The sequence below is a fragment of the Providencia alcalifaciens DSM 30120 genome, from assembly GCF_000173415.1.
GTDB lineage: Bacteria > Pseudomonadota > Gammaproteobacteria > Enterobacterales > Enterobacteriaceae > Providencia > Providencia alcalifaciens.
This window is the reverse complement of sequence record NZ_ABXW01000049.1, coordinates 140,284-160,687: the sequence shown is the minus strand read 5'-3', so window position 1 is coordinate 160,687 and position 20,404 is coordinate 140,284. Positions and strand designations below refer to the sequence as shown.

The window sequence follows — 20,404 nt, the reverse complement described above, 5'->3', positions numbered from 1 at the left end:
TTATAATTAAAATGTTGGATGGAAGTGATATATGGATTACTTACCTTTATTTGTGAGTTTGCGCGGTCGTCAAGTAGTACTGATTGGTGGCGGGGTCGTGGCGGCACGAAAAGCCGAGTTATTACTTAAAGCTCATGCATCGCTGGTGGTCATTTCTCCAGAGCTATGTGAAAGCTTGTATGAGGCTTATCAACAAAATCAATTGTTATGGGTACAAGCGTCTTACCAGACTCAGCATCTTGATGGTGCTTATTTAGTGATAGCTGCAACAGACGATCACGCTCTCAATGAGAAAGTTTTTCATGATGCGCAGCAGCACCACATTTTTGTTAATGTGGTGGACGAACAGCCACTATGTTCATTTATTGTGCCATCCATTATTGACCGTTCTCCTGTCATTGTTGCTATTTCATCGGGAGGTACTGCACCGGTCTTAGCGAAATTGTTGCGTGAAAAACTGGAAGCCATGCTCCCGCCATCACTTGGCAAGATGGCAGAGATTGCAGGACGTGGGCGTGAGCGTGTTAAGCAGCGTTTAACCAAATTAAGTGAGCGTAAGCGTTTTTGGGAGCGCAGTTTTAGCGGGCGTTTTGCATCTTTGGTAGAAAGCGGGCAATTGGATGATGCAGAAAAACAACTTGAACAACAATTGACTGAGCCAGATAACCAAGGGGAGCTCACCTTGGTGGGAGCTGGACCTGGTGATGCAGGACTGTTAACACTCAAAGGTTTGAGGGTACTGCAAAATGCTGATGTGGTGCTATATGACCATCTAGTGAGCGCGGAAATTCTTGACCTTGTACGTCGCGATGCAGACAAAATTTGTGTCGGAAAACGGGCGGGCAACCACAGCGTAGCTCAAGAAGAAACCAATCAATTGATCGTCAAATATGCTCAGCAAGGTAAAAAAGTCGTGCGCTTAAAAGGCGGTGACCCGTTTATTTTTGGTCGCGGAGGCGAAGAGCTACAAGTCGCTGCTGAGGCTAAAATTCCTTTCCAAGTGGTTCCAGGGATCACTGCGGCAATTGGTGCGACCGCGTATGCCGGAATTCCACTGACTCACCGAGATCACGCTCAGAGTATCACGTTTATTACAGGTCATTGCCGACAAGGTGGTGCAGAGCTGGATTGGCAAGCGCTAGCGCGTGGTCACCAAACGCTGGCAATCTATATGGGGACCGTGACGGCTGACAATATTCGCCAGCAGCTTATCCAGCATGGACGTCACCGAAATACGCCTGTAGCGGTGATCGGTTGCGGAACCCGTCAGGATCAAAAAGTGGTGACTGGCGCATTACATGAATTGGAGTCATTGGCTCAACAAGCCCCCGCACCTGCATTAATCGTCATTGGCGAAGTGGCGGCATTACATCAACAGCTGGCATGGTTTGGTCAGCAACCCGAAACCATTCAATGGCGTTCAGCGGTGCTGGAATTGGCTTAAGCGAGGAGTGAATCATGAACGAAAAAAAATTAACCCACTTACAGCAATTAGAAGCGGAAAGTATTCATATTATTCGTGAAGTTGCTGCTGAATTTGCAAATCCAGTAATGCTCTATTCGATAGGCAAAGACTCTTCCGTGATGCTGCATTTAGCGCGTAAAGCGTTTTATCCCGGTACGATCCCATTTCCGTTACTGCACGTTGATACGGGGTGGAAATTTCGTGAAATGTACCAGTTTCGTGATGAAACTGCGCAAAAGTACGGTTTTGAATTACTCATCCACCGTAACCCTGAAGGGGAAAGATTAGGCATTAACCCATTTGTGCATGGCAGTGCAAAACATACTGATATCATGAAAACGGAAGGCTTAAAACAAGCGCTAGATAAGTATGGCTTTGATGCCGCTTTCGGTGGTGCAAGGCGGGATGAAGAGAAATCACGTGCGAAAGAGCGCATTTATTCATTTCGTGATCGCTCTCACCGTTGGGACCCGAAGAATCAACGCCCTGAGCTATGGCATAACTATAATGGCCAAATTAATAAAGGCGAAAGTATCCGCGTTTTTCCATTATCTAATTGGACCGAGTTAGATATTTGGCAATATATCTACTTGGAAAATATCGATATTGTCCCTCTCTATTTTGCTGATGAGCGGCCTGTGATTGAGCGTGATGGAACATTGATCATGGTCGATGATGGGCGAATCCAGCTAAAAGCGGGTGAAGTTATCACCAAGAAAAAAGTCCGTTTTCGAACATTAGGATGCTGGCCACTGACTGGAGCTGTGCCATCGAATGCCAGTACGTTACCGGAAATAATCGAAGAGATGTTGCTATCCACCACCAGTGAGCGTCAAGGGCGCTTGATTGATAGTGACCAATCCGCCTCTATGGAGCAGAAAAAGCGCCAAGGCTATTTTTAATCAATCGGTAAGGAACAAGATCATGGCTGAACTGGCTTACAACGACGCAATGGCGCATCAAATCCAACAACAAGGGGGCGTGGAGGCTTACTTACTCGCTCAGCAGCATAAGGGATTATTACGCTTTTTAACCTGTGGAAATGTCGATGATGGCAAAAGCACCTTGATTGGTCGCTTATTGCATGATACTCAACAAATTTATCAAGATCAGCTGTCTGTTTTACAAACGGACAGTAAGCGAATAGGGACGCAAGGCGAAAAGTTGGATCTGGCGTTGCTGGTGGATGGATTAGCCGCCGAGCGTGAACAGGGGATCACCATTGATGTGGCATATCGTTATTTTTCAACGGAAAAACGCAAGTTTATCATCGCAGATACCCCTGGACACGAGCAATACACTCGCAATATGGCGACAGGTGCGTCAACCTGCTCGTTATCTATTCTGCTGATCGATGCTCGAAAAGGGATACAAGAGCAAACTCGGCGCCACAGTTTTATTAGTACGCTACTGGGGATCCGCCATTTGATCGTTGCTGTGAATAAGATGGATTTGGTGGATTATAGTCAGTCTGTATTTGAAAAAATTCAGCGTGATTACCAGCAATTTGCTGAACAATTGCCCGTTGATCTCAACGTTTGGTTTGTGCCTATTTCTGCACTGGATGGGGATAATATTGTATCGCCAAGTGATAATTTACCGTGGTATCACGGCGAAACATTATTGTCGCTATTGGAAAATGTGCAAGTCACTCAGACCGCAGCGGAACAGCCATTACGCTTTCCTGTGCAATATGTGAATCGTCCAAATTTGGATTTTCGTGGGTACAGCGGCACATTGTCATCGGGAATTATACAGGTGGGACAGCCGATTAAAGTGCTGCCATCTGGCACGACTTCCACCATCAAAGAGATTGTGACGTTTGCTGGTAATCAGTCTTCTGCAATTGCTGGAGAAGCGATTACCTTAGTACTCAGTGATGAAATTGATATTAGCCGCGGTGATTTGATTGTCGCTGAAAATGAACACTTACTTGCCAGCCAGCATGCGTTAATTGATGTTGTGTGGATGTCAGAACAGCCCCTAGTACAAGGGCAGCAAGTGGATATCAAAATTGCAGGTAAGCGTAGCCGAGGCAAAGTAGAGAATATCCAGTATCAAGTGGATGTGAATAATTTGACTCAGAAAGTGGCGACGGAACTTCCATTAAACGGTATCGGTTTAGTTGAATTTTCATTCGATGAGCCATTGTTACTGGAAAATTATCAAAGTAATGGCGATACCGGTGGCATGATTTTGATTGATAGGTTAACTAACGTAACGGTTGGCGCTGGGTTGGTTCGAGAAGCTCAGTCTGAAGACGCCATCCATAGCAGTGAATTTAGCCAATTTGAAATCGAGCTTAATCAATTGATTCGCCGTCATTTCCCTCATTGGGGTGCTCGCGATGTGTTAGGTGGGAAGTAGTACCATGAGTTCACAAGAAAATATTGTTTGGCACCAACACACGGTGACTCGGCAGTGGCGCGAACAACGTAATGGGCATAAAGGGGCGGTATTGTGGTTTACAGGGTTATCGGGTTCAGGGAAATCCACATTAGCGGGGGCGGTTGAAGCTCAGCTCGCGGCTTTGGGTATGCAAACCTATCTGTTGGATGGGGATAATATACGCCATGGGTTATGTGGCGATTTAGGGTTTAACGAACCAGATAGGCAGGAAAATATTCGGCGTATTGGCGAAGTGGCCAAGCTGATGGTCGATGCTGGATTGATAGTTGCAACGGCATTTATTTCACCGTACCAAGAAGATAGACAGCGAGTTCGGGCGTTATTTGAGCCTGACCAGTTTTATGAGTTGTATGTTGATACACCAATCGAGATTTGTGAAGAGCGTGACCCAAAAGGGTTATATCGGCAAGCTCGTGCGGGAAAAATTGCCCATTTTACTGGGATCGACGCACCTTATCAGCCTCCTGAAAACCCAGAGCTGCACCTTGATGGAACGCGTTCTATTGATGATTCTTTAATGCAGATTATTCAACTGCTTCAGCAAAAAAAGACCATTTCTATAGCAAATTGATTTTACTTAAATATCATCCTTTTCTACATTTATAGGGAATTGGATGATATTTAATCTCTTCTAGCGCGAAAAATTCTGACTTTTTAGACAATATTTGCATCACAGTAGCGTCACGCGCTCAGTTATGGGATGATTAGCAAATCATTTCAGGGGGCAAAATGGGTAAATTAACGCTACTATTAATTGCGATATTAGCTTGGTTACAATATTCCTTATGGTTAGGCAAAAATGGCATCCATGACTATGTAAAGGTCAAAGATGATGTTGCTGCGCAGGAAATTGTGAATTCGCGCTTAAAACAGCGCAATGAACAGCTATTTGCAGAAATTAATGACTTGAATGATGGTCAAGATGCAATTGAAGAACGGGCACGTAGCGAACTTGGCATGTTAAAGCCTGGTGAGTCATTCTATCGAATGGTCAAAGAGCGTAATAATTCGCCGTCATCTCAATAACCATCATTTAGGGTATATTACACCCAATAGCCTGATAATTTCTGATGTAAGACTCGAATCATGATAAATCCAATAACATCAAGCGCAGCACCGATTGTTGCGCTTATCCCCGCTGCGGGAATCGGAAGCCGCATGAACGCGGATTGCCCAAAGCAATATTTGTCGGTCGCGGGTAAAACGATTATTGAACACACCATTGATGCTTTGTTACGTAGCCCTGACGTACAGCTGATAGTGGTCGCATTAAGTGCTGAAGATGATTATTTTCAACACCTTGATATCGCCAAAGATCCTCGTGTCGTAACAGTTATTGGGGGAAAAGAACGCGCGGACTCTGTCTTGTCAGGACTCAACTATCTTATTAAACAACCTGAGTATGATAATGCTTGGGTTTTAGTGCATGATGCAGCACGCCCATGCTTGCATTTAGATGATTTAAATACAATTATTCAGTTAGTGACCAAAAATGATTGTTGCGGCGGCATATTGGCTGCTCCCGTTCGGGATACGATGAAACGCGGGACTGCGGGTACACAAAATATATCTCATACCGTTGAGCGAGAAGCTCTTTGGCATGCCCTGACTCCGCAGTTTTTCCCATTAGAATTATTACGTAACTGTTTAGATAAGGCATTGAAAGAGAACGCTGTTATCACCGATGAGGCTTCCGCACTGGAACATTGTGGTTATCAACCGATATTAGTATCAGGACGTGCTGATAACCTTAAGGTGACGAGACCAGAAGATCTGGCATTGGCAGAATTTTATCTTTCAAGAATGAAATCATAAGGAAAAAAAATGAGAATCGGACACGGTTTTGATGTGCATAAGTTTGGCGGTGAAGGTCCCATCGTGATCGGTGGTGTTCGCATTCCCTACGAGCAAGGTCTTATCGCACATTCCGATGGTGATGTTGTTTTGCATGCACTGACAGATGCTATTTTAGGCGCAGCAGCACTTGGGGATATTGGTAAATTATTCCCTGATACCGATCCTGCCTATAAGGGGGCGGATAGCCGTGTTTTACTCAGAGAAGCATTCTGCCAAGTCCGTAAAAAAGGGTATTTGATTGGCAATATTGATGTCACTATCATGGCACAAGCGCCGAAAATGCTGCCACATATTCCACAAATGCGTGTGAATATTGCCGAAGATCTCGAATGCCATATGGATGATGTCAATGTGAAAGCGACCACCACAGAGCAATTGGGTTTTGTGGGTCGTAAAGAAGGGATTGCTTGCGCCGCTGTGGCTTTACTTATCAAAGATAATAGTAATGAAAGTTATGAATGTTCAGTACCTGCATGGTAAGCCCCTCTCTTCGGGGACGTTAAAAAGTATTCCTGAAGATTTCGTGGTGAAAGAAGATTTAGGTTTTGAGCTTGATGGGGAAGGCGAACACGTTATGGTTCGCGTCGAAAAAACAGGCTGCAATACATTATTTGTTGCGGAACAACTGGCAAAGTTTGCTAAAATTTCAGCACGGGCAGTGAGTTATGCTGGGCTAAAAGATAGACACGCGGTCACGGAACAATGGTTCTGTTTACAAATGCCAGGTAAAGATACCCCTGATTTTTCTGCTTGGCAGCTTGAAGGCTGTCGTGTTCTTGCCGTCACGCGCCAAAAGCGTAAATTACGGATTGGTTCTCTCAAAGGTAACCAATTTGAAATCACGTTGCGTGATATCACGAACGCAGATGATGTGGAGCAACGCCTACAAAAAGTGGCTAAACTGGGTGTTCCTAACTATTTTGGTGAACAACGTTTTGGTCGTGATGGACAAAATCTTGTCCAAGCACGTCGTTGGGCAAACCAAGAAATCACAGTTCGTGAACGAAATAAGCGTAGTTTTTATCTCTCTGCTGCACGAAGTGCTATGTTTAATGATATCGCGAGTGCGAGAATTGCGAATAATACGGCGCAGTACGCGATGTTGGGAGATGCTTTGCAACTCACTGGGAGAGGAAGCTGGTTTGTCGCGACCGCAGAAGAGTTGGATTCACTGCAAGCTCGCTTACAGTCTTCAGAATTAAGTGTGACAGCGCCGCTTCCTGGTGATGGCGATTTAGGTACCCAAGAGGACGCACTGGCTTTTGAAATACATTGCTTAGAACAAGATTATCAGCCATTTATGGCGCTAATGAAAAATGAGCGAGTTTCTCCAGCAAGACGCGCTGTGCTTGTTAAGCCGCAAAATTTGCAATGGCAATGGTTAGACTCGTCAACCGTGAAACTGGATTTTTTCCTGAATTCAGGCAGTTTTGCGACCAGTGTTGTACGAGAAATTATCAATCAGGATTGTGTTGATGCTGAATATATTATTGAGTAACGATGATGGGGTAACAGCGCCGGGGATACAAACTCTGGCAGCGGCGTTACGCCAACATTATCATGTACAAGTGATTGCACCCGATCGTAATCGAAGTGGGGCTTCAAACGCACTAACTTTAGATAAGCCATTAAAAATTCAAACATTAAGTAATGGCGATCTGGCTGTTCAAGAAGGAACACCAACCGATTGTGTGTATATCGGAGTGAATAAAGTGGTTCGTCCTCGCCCTGATATTGTGGTGTCGGGTATTAACTGTGGTCCAAACCTTGGGGATGATGTTATCTATTCAGGTACTGTCGCGGCAGCAACAGAAGGACGCCATTTGGGATTACCTTCTATTGCCGTTTCACTTGATGGCGAAGTGCATTATGACACGGCCGCTAAGGTAACTTGCGATATCCTCATTATGTTGCAAAAAAATCCATTACGTGCGGGAAATATCTTAAATATCAATGTGCCAGATATTCCTTACGAAGAGTTAAAAGGGATCAAAGTGACCCGTTGTGGTAGCCGCCATGCGGCATCTAAGGTCTATAATATTGAAGATCCTCGCGGGAATATGCTGTATTGGCTAGGTCCGGTAGGTGAGATTCGCGATGCAGGACCGGGCACAGATTTTGAAGCAGTACAAAATGGCTATGTTTCGATTACGCCTCTGCAAGTGGATTTAACCTCTTATAAAACGCAGGCAGTGTTAGAAGAGTGGCTAGATAAGTCAGGAGTGAAGGCAAAATGAAAATTGGGCTCATGAAAGAACTGCTGGCACAGTTGCGCCAACAGGGAATTCACGATGAGCGCCTATTAGACGCGCTCGCGCTTGTTCCTCGCGAACGGTTCGTTGACGAAGCGCTATCTCATAAAGCCTACGATAATATCCCATTACCGATTGGTCATGGGCAGACGATTTCACAGCCGTATATTGTCGCAAAAATGACCGCATTATTAGCGGTCAAACCCACAGATCATGTTTTGGAGATTGGGACAGGGTCTGGGTATCAAACTGCGGTACTGGCGCATCTTTGTGAGCATGTTTATTCAGTCGAAAGAGTCAAAAGCTTACAATGGACGGCGAAGCGTCGTTTTAAATTATTAGATTTACACAATATTTCAACTCGCCACGGTGATGGCTGGGAAGGTTGGCAATCTAAAGGTCCTTTTGATGGGATCATTGTGACAGCTGCACCTAGCGAAATACCGTCGTTGTTACTGAAACAGTTAAAAGATGGGGGACGATTAGTCCTGCCTGTTGGTGACAAAGATCAGGCTCTGAAATTGATTACCCGTCGTGGTAATGACTATCATACGAACGTGATTGAGAAAGTCCGTTTTGTTCCTCTGGTTGCCGGTGACTTGAGCTAATTACCTTTTGGGTTATCTTTTACTCATAGGGTATTTTGCTCAAACTGTTAAGTGATAATCTCAATTTGTTATACTTTTGATACATTTAACTTGTCCATTATTTTATATTTCTGCTTTAATAAGCGAAATATTTTAAGATACTAATATTCAATAAGCATAAATTGCATTCTAACCCTTTAGTATCAGGTCAGACTTTTCTTCACGGGAGAAGAAATATGAAAATTGTTAGCCCAATAAACAGAATTCGATGGGCGGTTATCTTTTCATTTAGCGGTGCTTTATTAGCAGGATGCTCAACGCCTTATCATCCAGCAGCACCGATTTCGAGTGTGAATGATGGAGGTTCTAGCCAACAAACGGCGTCAAGAACTGTGCCGAACCCACCGACTAACACGGGAATGAGTACGGCGATGCCTTCAGATAGACCTAATTTATCGTCGAATAGTTCGATGGGTAATAGTGCGTCTAGACCTGTATCAACAAGTAGTGATGGCCGGATTGTTTACAACCGAGACTACGGTCAAATTCCGAAGGGAAGCTATAACGGTAATAACTATACCGTTCAGCGTGGAGATACTCTGTTCTATATCGCCTATATAACTGGTAATGATTTCCGTGAGTTAGCATCGAAAAATAACATTCCGGAACCATACAGCCTAAATGTAGGTCAGGTGATAAACATTGGTAATGCAAATGTGAGCTCGAGCACACAATTAGCATCAAATAGTCAACAGCGTCCGGTTGATCTTCAACCAACTAATGGGTATCCTGAAAATAGTAGCGGGCAGAATTCAGGTAAGATGTTGCCGAATAACAAGAAACCAACCTCTACGGTTTCTACGACAACAGCAAGCCCAACCACTACGACTGCAACAGCCACAACCGGAAGTAGCACAAATAATTCGTCAATTAAATGGCGTTGGCCAGCAGATGGGAAGATGATTGAAGGCTTCTCTGATGCTCAAGGCGGGAACAAAGGTGTCGATATTGCCGGTTCTCGTGGTCAATCTGTTATTGCCGCTGCGCCGGGTAAAGTCGTATATGCTGGCAATGCACTGCGTGGATATGGAAATCTCATAATAATAAAACATAACGATGACTACTTAAGTGCCTATGCACATAACGATACGTTACTTGTGCGTGACCAACAGGATGTTGCTGAGGGTCAGAAAATAGCCACAATGGGTAGCACCGGAACAAGTTCTGTTCGTTTGCATTTTGAAATTCGTTACAAGGGAAAATCAGTAAACCCGCTGCGTTATTTACCGCAGCGATAAACTGGGCGGGGTGTATTCGCATTCCGTCCTCATTATCTAGGGTCGGAGTCACTGATGAGCCAAAGTTCGCTGAAAGTTAACGAGTTGTATAATGACCTCGATGAAAATGCGATGGATGAAGCATTTGATGAGAGTCAATTCAAAGAAGAGGATCTAGCTTCAGAACTGGATGAAGAAACGGATTTACTCCAAAGCGCGAGTCAACGCGTTTTGGACGCAACCCAAATTTATCTCAGTGAAATTGGATTCTCTCCACTCCTCACAGCAGAGGAAGAGGTTTTCTATGCTCGCAGAGCCCTTCGGGGGGATGTGGCGTCGCGTCAGCGTATGATAGAAAGCAACCTGCGTTTAGTGGTAAAAATATCTCGCCGTTATAATAACCGAGGATTAGCCTTACTCGATCTGATCGAAGAAGGAAATCTCGGGTTGATTCGTGCCGTTGAAAAGTTTGACCCTGAAAAGGGCTTTCGTTTTTCAACGTATGCGACATGGTGGATCCGTCAAACGATTGAACGTGCCATCATGAACCAAACTCGAACAATCCGTCTTCCTATTCATATTGTCAAAGAGCTCAATATTTATCTTCGTACTGCCCGTGAACTTGCCCAAAAGCTAGATCATGAGCCAAGCCCTGAAGAAATTGCTGAGCGATTAGACAAGCCTGTAGAAGATGTCAGCCGAATGCTACGTTTAAATGAACGTATCACGTCCGTTGATACACCGATTGCAGGGGATTCAGAGAAGTCATTGTTGGAAGTCCTATCTGACGATAATGAGTCGGGACCTGAAAACACAATCCAAGATAACAACTTAAAAGAAAATATCGTTAAGTGGTTATATGAATTAAATCCGAAGCAGCGCGAAGTATTAGCACGTCGTTTTGGTTTATTGGGTTATGAAGCGGAAACTCTGGAAGAGGTTGGGCGCGAAATTGGGCTCACTCGTGAAAGAGTTCGTCAAATTCAGGTTGAAGGTTTAAGACGTCTTAAAGATATTTTGCAAGGTGAAGATTTAACGCTGGAAGCGTTATTCAATATGTAATCTGCTGTGTTTGAACTCAAAGCCCCTGTTGTCATTGATAACAGGGGGCTTTTTTTTAGCCGGCGGAATTAATCGGTATACCGCTGTGGAATTTAAAATCGTCATCTGGTGTTGAAATCAACTGCGCCTCAACTTCCCCGTAAAAACGTACACGCTCGGTAATATCTGTTTTGCTAATTGATTGAGCGAGTTGCAGATAGTCTTGGTAATGACGTGCTTCTGAGCGTAAAAGTGACGTATAAAAATTGGCAAGTTGCTCATCCAAATGAGGGGCTAACTTAGCAAACCGTTCACAGGATCGCGCTTCAATATAAGCACCAATAATTAATTTATCGACCAGCGTTTTTGGGTCATGTGGATCTAAATGACTAAATAATCCTTTAGCATAGCGCCCTGCGGTGATCCCATCATACGTAATACCCCGTTGATGCAGTATTTCCAATACTTGATAGAAATGGTGCAGCTCTTCTTTGATTAACAACACCATTTTATCAATGAGATCTTGGCTATAAGGTGACTGCTTTTTGGCTAAAATTTGTTTAGAAATTTGATTCTTGTTTTTCAATGTATGCACATCACCAATCCGATCATAGGCGAAGGCTTCATAGGGTTTGAACCATTCTAAAAGGATAGCTGCGCTTTCTTTATCAACGGCATATTTGCGAATTAAAAACATGGCGCTTTGCGCGGCTTTTAATTCACACAATAAATGGTCCTTCAAAATAATGGGCAAATTTTCAGGCTGACTCGCTTTGTGGATCCATGCATCAGGCGTTTCACACTGTAAAAATTGCTTAATTGGCGCTAATAATTCAGCGTATTCATCCATGTTAGTTATCCATTTCCTTTAAACGATATAACCAGTCAAGGGCTTGGCGTGGGGTGAGTTTATCGGGGTCAATGTCTTCTAAAGCGGCTAATACGGGAGACGGTTCTTCTTCTACTGCACCTAAGAAGCTTAGCTGAGCGCTATCTACATGGCTGGCATTGGCATTATTGGAGATAACTTCTAACTCTTTGAGTTTTTGCTTAGCGCGTTTAATCACTTCTTTCGGTACACCCGCTAGAGAAGCAACGGCTAAGCCATAACTTTTGCTTGCTGCGCCATCTTGGACATTATGCATGAAGGCAATGGTATCACCGTGCTCCATGGCATCGAGGTGAATATTAACCGCACCTTCCAGTTTTTCCGGCAGGGTAGTTAATTCAAAATAGTGGGTGGCAAACAGGGTCATTGCCTTGATACGGTTGACTAAATTTTCTGCACAAGCCCACGCTAATGAAAGCCCATCATAGGTTGAGGTACCTCGACCAATTTCATCCATCAGAACTAAACTGTGTTCAGTCGCATTATGTAAAATATTCGCTGTTTCTGTCATTTCTACCATAAAGGTTGAACGTCCAGAAGCAAGGTCATCAGAGGCGCCCACACGCGTAAAAATACGGTCAACCGGACCAATCACCGCTTTACTCGCAGGAACAAAACTACCAATGTAAGCCAGCAAAGTGATCAACGCAGTTTGGCGCATGTAGGTGCTTTTACCGCCCATATTGGGGCCTGTAATGATCAGCAAGCGGCGCTGTGGAGAAAGGGATAGCGGGTTAGAAATAAATGGCTCACTAAGTACTTGTTCAACAACAGGATGTCGACCTTCAGTAATCTGAATACCGGGTTTGTCCGTCAATTGAGGGCAGGCATAGCCCAGAGTGTCCGCTCGTTCAGCCAAAGTGGAGAGAACGTCCAGTTCAGCCAGAGCTTCTGCACTGGTTTGTAATGCGGCTAAATGAGGCAGTAGTCTATCAAACAGTTCATCATACAGGGCTTTTTCGATAGCCAGTGCTTTGCCTTTTGATGTTAGAACCTTATCTTCATACTCTTTCAATTCAGGGATAATATAGCGTTCTGCATTTTTCAATGTTTGGCGGCGTACATAATGAATTGGGGTGAGATGGCTTTGCCCACGACTCACTTGAATGTAGTAACCATGTACTGCGTTATAGCCCACTTTCAGGGTATCGATACCCAGTTTTTCACGTTCACGAATCTCTAAGCGGTCAAGATAATCTGTTGCGCCATCAGCTAATGCTCGCCATTCATCGAGTTCACTGTTATAGCCAGTCGCAATAACACCACCATCACGGACTAATACTGGAGGAGCGTCGACAATCGCCTTTTCTAGCAGGTCTTGTAACTCATCGAATCGACCAACCCGTTGGGTTAACGTATTCAGGTAACCACAGTCTGATTGTGCCAGAATTTGGTGAATATCCTGATATTGCTGGAACGCATGGCGCATACGTGTTAAGTCACGAGGGCGAGCGGAACGTAAAGCGAGTCGAGCAAGGACTCGTTCCAGATCACCAATTTGACGTAAGAATGGTTGCAGCTCAATGCCATATTGTTGCAAGGCACCAATGGCTTGCTGGCGGTTGGTTAACACGGTGAGATTACGCAGTGGGGTATGAAGCCAGCGTTTTAGCATACGGCTACCCATTGGTGTCACACATTTATCCAAAATAGCGGCGAGTGTGTTTTCTGTTCCACCTGCAAGGTTTTGAGTTAACTCTAAGTTTCGGCGTGTTGCTGCATCTAAAATAACATTATCTTGTTGTTTTTCCATAATAATGCTACGAATGTGCGGGAGTGCTGTTCGTTGAGTATCTTTAACATATTGCAGTAAGCAACCCGCTGCACGTAAAGCTTTATGGGCATTTTCAACGCCGAATCCGACCAAATCTTTGGTGCCAAATTGCAGGTTTAATTGCTGTTTTGCCGTGTCTAATTCATATTCCCAAATCGGTCGACGGCGTAATCCTTTATTCAATTCAATCAAGGACATGCTAGCAAAATCTTCAGGATAGAGTAATTCCGCAGGACGAGTACGCTGAAGCTCAGCTTTTAATGACTCATCATCATCGATTTCACTGATAATAAAACGACCTGATGCGATATCTAAGGTGGCGAAACCATAACCTTGGGATTCTTGCCAAACTGCCGCTAATAAGTTGTCTTGGCGTTCATTCAATAACGCTTCGTCAGTGATGGTGCCAGGGGTTACGATCCTCACGACTTGGCGCTCTACAGGACCTTTGCTAGTGGCAGGATCGCCAATTTGTTCACAAATTGCGACAGATTCTCCCATTTGCACCAATCGCGCTAAGTAGTTTTCTGCTGCATGGTGAGGGACACCCGCCATTGGAATTGGCTGCCCCGCAGATTGACCGCGTTTGGTAAGAGAAATATCCAATAATTGAGACGCTTTTTTAGCATCATCAAAGAAGAGTTCGTAGAAATCTCCCATACGATAAAACAGTAAAATATCGGGATGTTGCGCTTTGAGTTTTAAGTACTGTTGCATCATCGGCGTATGAGATTCGAAACTTTGGTTTTCTGTCATGTTTTTAACTTGTTGAATATTGAATGTATTTATGGGCTTCTGACTTTCGGTGCCAACGTCATTTTATCTTGTTGTTATAGTGGACGCGCGAAGAGTCGAAAGGTGCATTTGCGCCCATCATAGTAGCCCAGTTAAGGTAAAACTTGTACTAATGGGAACGAAAAAATGGTCAAAAGTTTGAAAAAGAAATGAAATGGTTAAATCTCTAAGATTTAACATTCAACATTTTTAATGCTAACGCTATCCATGCATTTGCTCTACGGCTAGGATGCGCACCTTTTAAGGTAGATAAGGCAAGCTCATAAGCCAACACTGGCTCCGTAACGGGAATAATGGACAGCCCATCAATGTGATTTTTTTGCCACATACTTTCAGGAAGTAATGTAACCCCGACCCCAGCCCGTACCATCGCCATAACAAGGTCTAAATGCCCGCTACGCCCAGCAATCATCGGTTTTTTACCATGAATACCACAAGCACTCGTCACCAATTCATTGATGCGATAGCTATCTTGGAAAAAGATAAATGGCTCATTCAGAATTTCTGCAAATTTAACGATATTTTTAGAGGCTAATGGATGCTTATCATTAACGAGTAGCATTAAACGGTCAGTTGCGAATCGGTATAAATTAAATTGTTGTTCATCAAATGGAGACATGATCGCTGCGGTTTCAACATCTCCTCTGAGCATAGCATCCATCATGTGGTTAGAGCTTAATTCAATGATTTGTAATTCAACTTGTGGGAATTTTTGGCTAAATTCCATGATGATGTCGGCAAAGTAGGTTGAAGCGATAACAGGGGGTAAGCCAACTTTTAACACCCCAGAGAGGGGATCTGATCTGTTTTTTAATGCATCGTTCATCCTGTCAAACTGCTCCAGTATTTGCCGTGCATGGTTGAATAAAATCTCGCCTTCATCTGTCATTTTTACCCCGTCAGTTTCTCGGATTAACAACGTGTATTCGAGCTCTTGTTCTAACTTTTGAATACTACGGCTGATAGCGGGTTGAGTGACGCACAATTTATCTGCTGCACGACTAAAGTTGTTTTGCTGAACAACTTCAACAAAATAGCGTAATCCTCGAATCTCCATCCTAACCTCTATGATATTTTGTTATAGCGATGATGATTATAAATAATTTCCGTTAATGCAATATTCGAGCTAGTAATAATACAAAGCTGAATAATCAGCCATCATTATTATTGGGAATGAAACAATGAAAACAGTTATCGAATATGTTCTTGATCGCCTGCATATGCTGGGTATTAACGAGGTCTTTGGTGTCGCGGGTGATTATGCTTTCCCTATCGAAGATGCGGTCTGTGAAAGTAAAACGTTGCGTTGGATAGGAAATTGTAATGAGTTAAATGCGGCTTATGCCGCAGATGGCTATGCAAGAATTAAAGGAATCGCTGCACTTTCAACAACTTTTGGGGTGGGTGAACTTAGTGCTTTGAATGGCTTAGCGGGTTCGTATGCGGAGCATCTACCCGTCTTCCATTTGGTTGGTATGCCAGCCAGTGGTGTACAAAAAAGCCATCGTCTTGTTCACCATACATTGGGGGATGGTGATTTTGAGGTGTTCTATAAAATGAGTCAGCACTTAAGTTGTGCTCATGGGATCTTAACGCCAGAAAATTGCATTGATGAAACAGAACGATTAATTGCAGCGGCACTAAAAGAACGTCGACCAGTCTATATGGGGTTCCCATCCGATTATGCGGTAATGCCGGTTATGACTAAAAGTCAGCATGAAAAGCGTATTCCGCTAAAAAGTGATGACCAATCCTTAAAGGCGGCGGTGAATGCGATTTTGGATAAACTGAGTGTCAGTCAAAAAGCGTGTATTATTCCGGGGATCCTCTCTGCTCGTTTAGGGTGTTCGGATAATGTGCAGGCAATTATTGATAAGACGGGACTACCTTATGCCACCATGTTTATGGATAAGGGGATTGTTAGTGAATCTAACCCGACTTACATGGGGATATATAACGGCAAGTTAATGAATGCGCAAGTTGGGGAGTTCGTGGAGAGTTGCGACTGTATTTTAGGTATTGGTGCAGTATTGACTGATTTTAATTCGGGAAGTTTTACGGCATCGGTCTCCCCTGAACAGCGTATTAATATTTTAGCGGATCATGTGAAAGTGGGTTCAGCTATTTATCCGAATGTCGTCATGAAAGAGGTGTTAGAAAAACTGCAAACATTAGCGCCTTCATTACAGCATAAAGGTATTAAGGCGCAAGGATTAGGCGAGCCAAGAAAAGAGGCTAATGGACAAATTACAGCACAATATTTGTATCCTCGTTTAGAGCAGATGTTTAAAGCGCAGGATATTATTGTTGCGGAGACCGGCACGGCTTCCATGGGGCTTGGTTTTGCGCTATTACCTAAAGATGCCCAATTTCATAATCAAACATTATGGGGCTCTATTGGTTGGGCAACACCAGCGGCTTTTGGTGCTGCGATTGCGGCGCCAAATACACGTGTGATTTTAGTGACGGGGGAAGGTTCACACCAATTAACGGCTCAAGAAATTAGCCAATTTGCGCGCTTTGGTTTAAAGCCGATTGTGCTTGTGTTGAATAATGATGGCTACCTTATTGAGCGGTTATTATGTAAAGAGCCAGAGGCCTATTACAACGATTTACCTCAGTGGAATTATGCACAACTTCCTGCTGCATTAGGCTGTGATGATTGGTTTTGCCAAACAGTAACAACTTGCGACGAGCTAGATGCCGCCATTAAACAGGCTGAAATAACAGACTCAGCTGCGTATATTGAGATTGTGATGGACCGCTATGCGGCTTCCGATTTGGCTAAAAAACTCGGTAAATCTGTAGCATCGTTATATTCATTCTGATGCTAGGGATAAGCTTGTATTTGTTGCTATTTTTAGCTCTAGTTTTAAAAAATTAACATTGCACAAATAAAAGCAATATTTGTTCAATTCAGCATGATATTAAATTTGATCTTCTTCATGGCATTCTTTATTTTAATAGATAGATATCATTTTTTACTAATAGATAAATAACGCTTCTTTTGATGATTATCAATATTGGATTTTCTAAAAGTGGAAGTGTTAATTAATAGTCATTTATTTAAATAAAGGTGAATTTGATGAATAAATTAAAAGTAGCACTAGTTAGCTTGATGTTTTTAAGTCCATTTGCGATGAGTGCAACTGAAATTAATTATGTTCAATCTATGGAAATGAAATTAATGGGTAACATTAATATTGTCATGAATGCAGCGACAACAACGGATTATGTGAATGCGGTGTCACAAAAAGCAGATGAAGCTGGAGCAAAGTATTTCATCATAACGTCAGTTAATACTGAAGGTGAAGGCAACGATATCTCAATCAATGCTAGCTTATATAATAAATAGTCTATATTTATATTTTATGCGTTGTGATCCCCTGCACTTAAGTCAGCGTTAAGTGCAGTTTTTTTATGTATCGCTATCCTAACCTGCAGTTTTCCATCATATTGAATCAACTCGCAGAGACCTCAAATTTCATATTTATTTGTGCTAAGATTTTAGCCAGAGATATCGCTTATTGATTGGTTTGGAAAGGCTCCTCATTTTATGTCTGAAGTTTTAACTCATTGGTTAATGGAATATGGTTATTGGGCTGTATTTCTTGGTGCAATGCTTGAAGGTGAAACGGCTGCCTTTTTATCAGGGGTTGCTGCCCATAATCAATTACTTTCTTATCCTTTGACGATGTTATTTGCTGCTCTGGGCGGTGTGTTTAGCGATAACGTACTTTTTTTCGTTGGGCGCTATGCGGGAGCGAAAGTTTTACCTAAATTTCAAAAGCATCAACATAAAATCGTGCGGGTGCAGCAATTGATACAGCGTCATGAAAATTGGATTATTATTGGAATTCGGTTTGCTTATGGCATGAGAACCATCGGTCCCATTATTATTGGTGCTAGCAAAGTGAATCCGCTGAGATTTTTTGTGTTAAATATTTTTGGCGGTGCAATTTGGGGATGCCTGATTGTTTCTATTGGGTACTTTGTGAGCTCACTTGTATTGTCACTTCCATTCCATCCTCACTTTTCTTGGTTGGTTATTGCTGCGTTAGTCATCGTGGGTATTTGGTGGATTCGACGAAACAAACGGTAAGTATCAATAATGATAAGCCACCAAGTGATGGCGGCGAGTAGCGATATTTAAGCGGTGTGAGCCTTTGGTATTCCCGTGCGAATGATTTCCCCCATTTTTTTAAGTAATTCTGATGCTTCATACTTGTCAGTCATAATTTCTATATAGGCGGCAGTGTCTATTCTTTCGAGTGTATTAAGAACGCGATCGAGCTCTTCACAGGTTGTCACTGTTTGGCAATACCAATTTTTGCATCCAAGGGTCGCAGGGAGTTGCGCATAATTCCATGGATGTACGTCGTTATAATAAGCTTCAGGCTGATGGCAGAAAAGACGTTCAATAAGGTAGCCATCATTATTGAGAACAAAGATCAGCGGCTTAAGTCCCCAACGTGCAAATTGGCTAATTTCTTGAGCCGTTAATTGGTGTGAACCTTCTCCGGTCGCGAGAATGACTCGACGATGGGGGGCTGCAAGGGCTGCGCCTAATGCGGCAGGTGTCGCCCAACCAATAGAGCCCCATAAGGATTGGGTTTGAAATGAAACCTCTTTAGGAAGAAGTGCAAAGCCTAATCCCATTGAGAATGTACCGGTATCTGCAAACACAATGTCATTTTGCTTTATAAATTTTTCAAATCGTGGATATAAATAACTACTCGTTATTTTTCCTTCATTGTTGGAGATGGGGTTTCCTAAACCATGTGCTTTTATTGATGTGCTAGGAATAAATGTCAAAATATCTTTGAGTTCATTCAAAAGCTCATAAATATAAACTTGAGTATAAACAATAGAATCAATCACCACGTGATCGTCCATAATCTGAATCAGATTGTCAGGGAGAATATTGGCGCTGAAGCATCCTGTATTTACATCACTCATTGCTGCACCAATATTTAAAATGCAGTCACAGTTTTCAATAAAATCAGCGACTGCTAAATTCATTAAATGTCCGGAATACATTCCCATATATTGAGGGTCTGTCTCATTTAAGACGCCTTTATCCATAAACATGGTGGCATAGGGTAGATGAGTTGATTTGATGATAGCTTCGGTTTCTTTGACTAAATCAAACCGCGAAATGAGGGAACCAATTAATGCACAAGCTGATTCGCTATTTTGAAGTTTATGGGCAATTAAGCTAATGACTTTTTTCAATGTATCAGGTCGGCTGGTCGGTAGCACCAATGGTTTTGCTTTCGATATGGCAATACGTTGAACGGCATAATCAGCGGGAATACCAATATAGACAGGGCGTCTTTGTGATAGGGCGTGGGTAATTAAGCGATTCATTTCGCTAACACAATTTTCAGGCGTGAGTATTGCGTGAGCACAAGCGAAAGATTGAGCCGCTTTGTAAAATACGTCAAAGTCACCATCACCTAAAGTGTGATGCATAATGCGTTGATTTTTTTGAATATGGCTAGATGGCATGCCCACTAAATGAAAAATTGGTAATCTCTCTGCATACGCACCAGCAATGCCATTTAAGGCGCTAAGTTCTCCGACTGCGAACGTGCTGGCGAGGGCGGCAACCCCCTTTAAACGCGCATAACCATCTGCGGCATAGGCCGCATTAAGCTCGTTGCAGTTTCCTACCCAACGTAAGTTTGGATTAGCGCAAACAGCGTCATTAATTGGGAAAGCATAATCACCTGCAACGCCAAAAATGTCATTGATGCCTAAATCCTGTAATCGGGATAAAACATGCTCAATCACAGTTTGGGTCATGTAATCTCTCCATCTTGATATAAAAACAACCAATAATTATTGGTTTTGTTTTAATTTTCAGATAATTATTTAAATAGCGTATATAGATAATAGTAGTAGGAATGCTAGATAAAGGCGTATTTTTTTTATTAGAAGGGTAATAAAAAGAGTGATTGAGATAGAAATTGGACGAAAAAGATGAAAAGAGGAGTAAAACAAGCATTCAAAAGAATAAATCTAACCTTTTGAATGCGATAGCGAATGAGTAATA

General features: G+C 42.9%; 19 protein-coding genes. 15 read left to right on the top strand and 4 right to left on the bottom strand.

Annotated features, from left to right (window positions below; translation table 11 throughout):
- Positions 1 to 31: 31 nt before the first annotated feature.
- The 12 genes from cysG (at position 32) to rpoS (ending at position 10,909) form a co-directional block, all read left to right on the top strand.
- Positions 32 to 1,444 carry a siroheme synthase CysG gene (gene cysG / locus PROVALCAL_RS11285; protein WP_006659386.1) on the top strand — a complete coding sequence of 471 codons (1,413 nt, stop codon included), beginning with the start codon at positions 32 to 34 and terminating at the stop codon, positions 1,442 to 1,444.
- Between the two features lie 14 nt (positions 1,445 to 1,458).
- Positions 1,459 to 2,367 (top strand): sulfate adenylyltransferase subunit CysD, encoded by a 909-nt coding sequence (gene cysD / locus PROVALCAL_RS11280; RefSeq protein WP_006659385.1) that lies wholly within the window; start codon positions 1,459 to 1,461, stop codon positions 2,365 to 2,367.
- A 22-nt stretch (positions 2,368 to 2,389) separates the two neighbouring features.
- Positions 2,390 to 3,832 carry a sulfate adenylyltransferase subunit CysN gene (gene cysN / locus PROVALCAL_RS11275; protein WP_006659384.1) on the top strand — a complete coding sequence of 481 codons (1,443 nt, stop codon included), beginning with the start codon at positions 2,390 to 2,392 and terminating at the stop codon, positions 3,830 to 3,832.
- Positions 3,833 to 3,836: 4 nt separating this feature from the next.
- Positions 3,837 to 4,445 (top strand): adenylyl-sulfate kinase, encoded by a 609-nt coding sequence (gene cysC / locus PROVALCAL_RS11270; protein ID WP_006659383.1) that lies wholly within the window; start codon positions 3,837 to 3,839, stop codon positions 4,443 to 4,445.
- Positions 4,446 to 4,603: 158 nt separating this feature from the next.
- A complete protein-coding gene (ftsB, locus tag PROVALCAL_RS11265; RefSeq protein ID WP_006659382.1) occupies positions 4,604 to 4,900 on the top strand; it encodes a cell division protein FtsB in 297 nt (98 codons plus the stop codon).
- A gap of 60 nt (positions 4,901 to 4,960) precedes the next feature.
- Positions 4,961 to 5,689: a 2-C-methyl-D-erythritol 4-phosphate cytidylyltransferase gene (gene ispD, locus PROVALCAL_RS11260; protein ID WP_006659381.1), complete on the top strand. Its 729-nt coding sequence runs from the start codon at positions 4,961 to 4,963 to the stop codon at positions 5,687 to 5,689.
- Positions 5,690 to 5,698: 9 nt separating this feature from the next.
- Complete coding sequence (gene ispF / locus PROVALCAL_RS11255; RefSeq protein WP_006659380.1) at positions 5,699 to 6,211, top strand: 2-C-methyl-D-erythritol 2,4-cyclodiphosphate synthase; 513 nt, start codon at positions 5,699 to 5,701, stop codon at positions 6,209 to 6,211.
- Positions 6,177 to 7,229: a tRNA pseudouridine(13) synthase TruD gene (gene truD / locus PROVALCAL_RS11250; protein ID WP_006659379.1), complete on the top strand. Its 1,053-nt coding sequence runs from the start codon at positions 6,177 to 6,179 to the stop codon at positions 7,227 to 7,229. Before ispF ends, truD begins: the two co-directional genes overlap by 35 nt.
- Positions 7,207 to 7,968 carry a 5'/3'-nucleotidase SurE gene (surE, locus tag PROVALCAL_RS11245; RefSeq protein ID WP_006659378.1) on the top strand — a complete coding sequence of 254 codons (762 nt, stop codon included), beginning with the start codon at positions 7,207 to 7,209 and terminating at the stop codon, positions 7,966 to 7,968. The genes truD and surE overlap by 23 nt, the downstream gene beginning before the upstream one ends.
- Positions 7,965 to 8,591: a protein-L-isoaspartate(D-aspartate) O-methyltransferase gene (locus tag PROVALCAL_RS11240; RefSeq protein WP_006659377.1), complete on the top strand. Its 627-nt coding sequence runs from the start codon at positions 7,965 to 7,967 to the stop codon at positions 8,589 to 8,591. Before surE ends, PROVALCAL_RS11240 begins: the two co-directional genes overlap by 4 nt.
- A gap of 215 nt (positions 8,592 to 8,806) precedes the next feature.
- Positions 8,807 to 9,868 (top strand): murein hydrolase activator NlpD, encoded by a 1,062-nt coding sequence (nlpD, locus tag PROVALCAL_RS19570; RefSeq protein ID WP_036961513.1) that lies wholly within the window; start codon positions 8,807 to 8,809, stop codon positions 9,866 to 9,868.
- 54 nt (positions 9,869 to 9,922) lie between these two features.
- Positions 9,923 to 10,909 (top strand): RNA polymerase sigma factor RpoS, encoded by a 987-nt coding sequence (rpoS, locus tag PROVALCAL_RS19565; protein WP_006659375.1) that lies wholly within the window; start codon positions 9,923 to 9,925, stop codon positions 10,907 to 10,909.
- A gap of 55 nt (positions 10,910 to 10,964) precedes the next feature.
- On the opposite strand, the gene miaE is transcribed toward rpoS, so the two are convergent.
- From miaE to PROVALCAL_RS11215, 3 genes are all read right to left on the bottom strand, one after another.
- Complete coding sequence (gene miaE / locus PROVALCAL_RS11225) at positions 10,965 to 11,738, bottom strand: tRNA isopentenyl-2-thiomethyl-A-37 hydroxylase MiaE (protein WP_006659374.1); 774 nt, start codon at positions 11,736 to 11,738, stop codon at positions 10,965 to 10,967.
- A gap of 1 nt (position 11,739) precedes the next feature.
- Complete coding sequence (gene mutS / locus PROVALCAL_RS11220) at positions 11,740 to 14,307, bottom strand: DNA mismatch repair protein MutS (protein WP_006659373.1); 2,568 nt, start codon at positions 14,305 to 14,307, stop codon at positions 11,740 to 11,742.
- A 205-nt stretch (positions 14,308 to 14,512) separates the two neighbouring features.
- Entirely contained in the window at positions 14,513 to 15,403 is an 891-nt protein-coding gene (locus PROVALCAL_RS11215) for a LysR family transcriptional regulator (protein WP_006659372.1), read from the bottom strand.
- A gap of 124 nt (positions 15,404 to 15,527) precedes the next feature.
- On the opposite strand from PROVALCAL_RS11215, the gene PROVALCAL_RS11210 reads away from it, so the two are divergent.
- From PROVALCAL_RS11210 to PROVALCAL_RS11200, 3 genes are all read left to right on the top strand, one after another.
- The gene (locus tag PROVALCAL_RS11210; protein WP_006659371.1) at positions 15,528 to 17,174 is read left to right on the top strand and encodes an alpha-keto acid decarboxylase family protein; all 1,647 of its coding nucleotides are present in this window, start codon (positions 15,528 to 15,530) and stop codon (positions 17,172 to 17,174) included.
- Between the two features lie 257 nt (positions 17,175 to 17,431).
- On the top strand, positions 17,432 to 17,701 hold the full coding sequence (locus tag PROVALCAL_RS11205) for a YdgH/BhsA/McbA family protein (RefSeq protein ID WP_006659370.1): 270 nt from the start codon (positions 17,432 to 17,434) through the stop codon (positions 17,699 to 17,701).
- 201 nt (positions 17,702 to 17,902) lie between these two features.
- Entirely contained in the window at positions 17,903 to 18,448 is a 546-nt protein-coding gene (locus PROVALCAL_RS11200) for a DedA family protein (protein WP_006659369.1), read from the top strand.
- Between the two features lie 47 nt (positions 18,449 to 18,495).
- Here the strand turns inward: PROVALCAL_RS11200 and PROVALCAL_RS11195 are convergent, their stop codons facing one another.
- Positions 18,496 to 20,154, bottom strand: a complete 1,659-nt coding sequence (locus PROVALCAL_RS11195) for an alpha-keto acid decarboxylase family protein (RefSeq protein ID WP_006659368.1) — start codon at positions 20,152 to 20,154, stop codon at positions 18,496 to 18,498.
- Positions 20,155 to 20,404: the final 250 nt, after the last annotated feature.

Bases quoted from the DNA above. Each gene is read 5' to 3' on its own strand.
- rpoS (WP_006659375.1), top strand. From the start codon at position 9,923: ATGAGCCAAAGTTCGCTGAAAGTTAACGAGTTGTATAATGACCTCGAT.
- PROVALCAL_RS11210 (WP_006659371.1), top strand. From the start codon at position 15,528: ATGAAAACAGTTATCGAATATGTTCTTGATCGCCTGCATATGCTGGGT.
- PROVALCAL_RS11200 (WP_006659369.1), top strand. From the start codon at position 17,903: ATGTCTGAAGTTTTAACTCATTGGTTAATGGAATATGGTTATTGGGCT.
- cysD (WP_006659385.1), top strand. From the start codon at position 1,459: ATGAACGAAAAAAAATTAACCCACTTACAGCAATTAGAAGCGGAAAGT.
- ispD (WP_006659381.1), top strand. From the start codon at position 4,961: ATGATAAATCCAATAACATCAAGCGCAGCACCGATTGTTGCGCTTATC.
- cysC (WP_006659383.1), top strand. From the start codon at position 3,837: ATGAGTTCACAAGAAAATATTGTTTGGCACCAACACACGGTGACTCGG.
- cysG (WP_006659386.1), top strand. From the start codon at position 32: ATGGATTACTTACCTTTATTTGTGAGTTTGCGCGGTCGTCAAGTAGTA.
- PROVALCAL_RS11240 (WP_006659377.1), top strand. From the start codon at position 7,965: ATGAAAATTGGGCTCATGAAAGAACTGCTGGCACAGTTGCGCCAACAG.
- miaE (WP_006659374.1), bottom strand. From the start codon at position 11,738: ATGGATGAATACGCTGAATTATTAGCGCCAATTAAGCAATTTTTACAG.
- cysN (WP_006659384.1), top strand. From the start codon at position 2,390: ATGGCTGAACTGGCTTACAACGACGCAATGGCGCATCAAATCCAACAA.
- ftsB (WP_006659382.1), top strand. From the start codon at position 4,604: ATGGGTAAATTAACGCTACTATTAATTGCGATATTAGCTTGGTTACAA.
- PROVALCAL_RS11205 (WP_006659370.1), top strand. From the start codon at position 17,432: ATGAATAAATTAAAAGTAGCACTAGTTAGCTTGATGTTTTTAAGTCCA.
- mutS (WP_006659373.1), bottom strand. From the start codon at position 14,307: ATGACAGAAAACCAAAGTTTCGAATCTCATACGCCGATGATGCAACAG.
- truD (WP_006659379.1), top strand. From the start codon at position 6,177: ATGAAAGTTATGAATGTTCAGTACCTGCATGGTAAGCCCCTCTCTTCG.
- surE (WP_006659378.1), top strand. From the start codon at position 7,207: ATGCTGAATATATTATTGAGTAACGATGATGGGGTAACAGCGCCGGGG.
- ispF (WP_006659380.1), top strand. From the start codon at position 5,699: ATGAGAATCGGACACGGTTTTGATGTGCATAAGTTTGGCGGTGAAGGT.
- PROVALCAL_RS11215 (WP_006659372.1), bottom strand. From the start codon at position 15,403: ATGGAGATTCGAGGATTACGCTATTTTGTTGAAGTTGTTCAGCAAAAC.
- nlpD (WP_036961513.1), top strand. From the start codon at position 8,807: ATGAAAATTGTTAGCCCAATAAACAGAATTCGATGGGCGGTTATCTTT.
- PROVALCAL_RS11195 (WP_006659368.1), bottom strand. From the start codon at position 20,154: ATGACCCAAACTGTGATTGAGCATGTTTTATCCCGATTACAGGATTTA.